This is a genomic window from Mesorhizobium sp. M7A.F.Ca.CA.004.06.1.1 (assembly GCF_003999135.1).
Classification (GTDB): domain Bacteria; phylum Pseudomonadota; class Alphaproteobacteria; order Rhizobiales; family Rhizobiaceae; genus Mesorhizobium.
Genome location: NZ_RZPQ01000677.1, coordinates 1 through 3275, shown reverse-complemented (window position 1 = coordinate 3275; position 3275 = coordinate 1). Strand labels below are relative to the sequence as shown.

The window sequence follows — 3275 nt, the reverse complement described above, 5'->3', positions numbered from 1 at the left end:
GGACGTGCGCCGCGCCGAGCGCTTTCAGCGCCGCGATCTGGTCGTCGCGGCGCACGGTGACGATCGGCCGGAAGCCCTCTCCGTTGGCCAGGCCAATGATCAGCTTGCAGAGCTGGCTGGCGCCGGCGGTCATCATAAAGGCCTTTCCGCCTTCCTTCTTGACGACGTCGAACATGGCGAGCGCGGTGAGCGGGTTGACGATCATCGCCGCGCCATCCTCGTCGCGAACGGTGTCGAGCAGCGGGATGCAAACATCGGCCTCGGCTACGGCATAGTCGGCCCAAGAGCCCCAATTGGTGACGCCCGTGGCAAAAGCGACACGCTTGCCGATCAGGCCTTTTGGATAGGGTTCGTCCCCGCTGGCGACGACAATGCCGACGCCCTCGAAGCCCGCCGGCTGTCCCTTGGCGCGCGGCTGGCCGTACTGGCCCTTGACGAAGGCGATGTCGGAGGGGTTGATCGAGGCGAGGTTGACCTTGATCAACACCTGCGTCGGTCCGGGTGTCGGCACCGCGATGTTGCCCGGCTCGAGATACGGCTCCATCGCCTCCAGCACACTGCCGCTCGGCGTCCTGGTGTAGCCGTCGCCGACCAGCAGCAGCGCCTTCATTTCGGAGGGGACGGCCATTGGAACACTCCGTGCTTGGGCTGTCGGCATCGCCGGATGACGATGCCGGCGCTCAGACCTTTTCCTGCGTGTATTTCTTCAGCTCGGTGCGCGCCACCTGACGGCGATGCACGGCGTCCGGCCCGTCGGCAAGGCGCAAGGTCCGCAGATGCGTCCACGACCGCGCCAGCGGCGTGTCCTGGCTGATGCCTTGCGCGCCGAACATCTGCACGGCCTCGTCGGTGACCTTGAGCGCGACGCGGGGTGCCACCACCTTGATCTGGCTGATCCAGGGGGCCGCGGCGCGGGCGTCGCCCTGGTCGATCATCCACGCCGCCTTGAGGCAGAGCAGCCGGGCCATTTCGATCTCCATGCGGCATTCGGCGATGATGTCGAAATTGGCGCCGAGCTTTGCCAGCTTCTGGCTGAAGGCCTCGCGGCGCAAGGAACGCTGGCACAGCATCTCGAGCGCCATCTCGGCCTGTCCGATGGCGCGCATGCAGTGATGGATGCGGCCGGGGCCGAGCCGCCCTTGCGCGATCTCGAACCCCCTGCCTTCGCCGAGGATCAGGTTCGACGCCGGTACCCGCACATTGTCGAAGCGAAGATGCATGTGGCCGTGCGGCGCGTCGTCATCGCCATAAACCTGCATTGCCCGCACCTTGGTCACGCCTTTTGTGTCCGATGGCACCAGGATCATCGAATGACGGCGGTGCTGCGGCTCGTCATCGCCGCCGGTCCTGACCATGACGATGTAGATGGCGCAGCGCGGATCGCCTGCGCCCGAAGCCCACCATTTCTCGCCGTTGAGCACATAGTCGTCGCCCTGACGTTCGCAGCGCATGGCAATGTTGGTGGCATCGGACGAAGCGACATCCGGCTCGGTCATCAGATAGGCCGAGCGGATCTTGCCGTCGAGCAGTGGCTCGAGCCATGCTTTCTTGAGGTCGGCCGAGCCGTACCGCTCCAGCACCTCCATGTTGCCGGTGTCGGGCGCCGAGCAGTTGAAGGTCTCGGCGCCGAGATGCGCCTTGCCCATCTCTTCGGCCAGATAGGCATATTCGACGGTGGAAAGGCCGTAGCCGCGTTCCGAGCCGGTCAGCCAGAAGTTCCACAGGCCGCGCTCTCGTGCGGTCTTTTTCAGCCCTTCGAGGATCTCGCTCTGGCGCGCACTGTAGACCCAGCGGTTGCCTGTCTTGCCCACTTCGCTGAGGAATTCATGGTCGAGCGGCATGATCTCGTCGCGCACCATGGCCGCGACGCGCGCGTGGATCGGCTTCAGCCGCTCGGTCATGCCGAGATTCATCTCCGTCATCGGTCGCTAACCCTTCATGCATGCCAGGCATTTTGTCAGTGGCAAGGATGACCGTACTTCGGATAGCCTTGTCAACGCGAACTGTTTGCCCGCATGCCGAGCGCGGAGGATTGTGATGAGCTATCTGGACGAGCTGTTTTCGGTGGCCGGCAAGACAGCGCTGGTGACGGGTGCCGCGACCGGCATCGGCCGCATGGCGGCGACCGGGCTGGTCAGGGCCGGCGCCAGCGTGATGATCGCGTCGCGCAAGGGCGAGGATTGCATCAAGGTCGCCGAAGAGTTGAACGAGCTTGGCGCATCCGGCCGGGCCGAAGGCTTCGCCGGCGATGTCTCCAGCGAAACCGGCATTGCCGCACTCGTCGCCGAGGTCAAAGCCCGGACCGGGAAATTGCATATTCTGGTCAACAATGCCGGCGTCTCCTGGGGCGCGCCGCTGGAAAGCTTCCCCTATTCGGCATGGGCCAAGGTGTTTGGCGTCAACGTCACCGCGATCTTCCATCTAACCCGCGAATTGCTGCCGCTGCTCGATGCCGCCGCCAGGGACGCCGATCCGGCCAGGGTGATCAATCTCGGTTCGGTGATGGGCACGCAGCCGCTGGCCGACGACGCCTATTCCTACACCGCGTCCAAGGCAGCCGTGCATCATCTGACCCGCACCCTTGCGCTCGAGTTCGCTGGCCGCCGCATCACCGTCAATGCCTTCGCTCCCGGCCCCTTCCAGAGCCGGATGACGGCATTCGCCACCAGTACGGATGAGCAGGCCAGGCACGTCGGCAGCCATGTTCCGATCGGCCGTATCGGCGCGCCGGATGACATTGCCGGCGCAACGCTCTATTTGTGCAGCCGTGCAGGCAGCTATGTCACCGGCGCCATCCTGCCGATAGACGGCGGACAGTCGGTGCAGCATGGGCTGACCTTGTTCAAGGAATGACATTTTCCGGCCACAGAAGCCGGGGGTGAACTGGAGGACATGAGCGTGGAACCGATCAGTCTCGATGTGCTTCTGGCCAGTGTCGGCAAGGAGGTTGGCGTGTCGCCATGGCGGGCTGTCACGCAACGCATGATCGACCAGTTCGCCGACGCCACCGACGACCACCAGTTCATCCACTGTGATCCGGAGCGGGCCATGCGCGAAACGCCGTTCGGCGGCACCATCGCGCACGGCTTCCTGTCGCTGTCGCTGTTGTCGGCGATGACCTTCGAGACCATGCCGCCGCTGGAAAACGGCAAGATGGGCGTCAACCACGGCTTCGATTCGCTGCGCTTCCTGGCGCCGGTGAAGACCGGCGCGCGCATCCGCACGCGTTTCGTGCTGGCCGATGTCAAGGTTCGGCCGTCGGGCTGGGTGCAGAC

At 64.8% G+C, this 3275-nt stretch carries 4 protein-coding genes; 2 read left to right on the top strand and 2 right to left on the bottom strand.

The genetic code is table 11. The features are described 5' to 3' along the window. Positions 1-628: alcohol dehydrogenase catalytic domain-containing protein (locus tag EN906_RS28180; RefSeq protein WP_164777412.1), on the bottom strand; the 628-nt coding region annotated here is incomplete at its 3' end. 52 nt (positions 629-680) lie between these two features. Further along, positions 681-1922: an acyl-CoA dehydrogenase family protein gene (locus tag EN906_RS28175; protein WP_127268959.1), complete on the bottom strand. Its 1242-nt coding sequence runs from the start codon at positions 1920-1922 to the stop codon at positions 681-683. Between the two features lie 115 nt (positions 1923-2037). Here EN906_RS28175 and EN906_RS28170 point away from each other — a divergent pair, with 115 nt between their 5' ends. Both EN906_RS28170 and EN906_RS28165 read left to right on the top strand, forming a co-directional pair. Then, positions 2038-2853, top strand: a complete 816-nt coding sequence (locus EN906_RS28170; protein ID WP_127268960.1) for an SDR family oxidoreductase — start codon at positions 2038-2040, stop codon at positions 2851-2853. A gap of 39 nt (positions 2854-2892) precedes the next feature. Further along, the coding region (locus EN906_RS28165; protein ID WP_206529186.1) for a MaoC family dehydratase at positions 2893-3275 on the top strand (383 nt) is incomplete at its 3' end.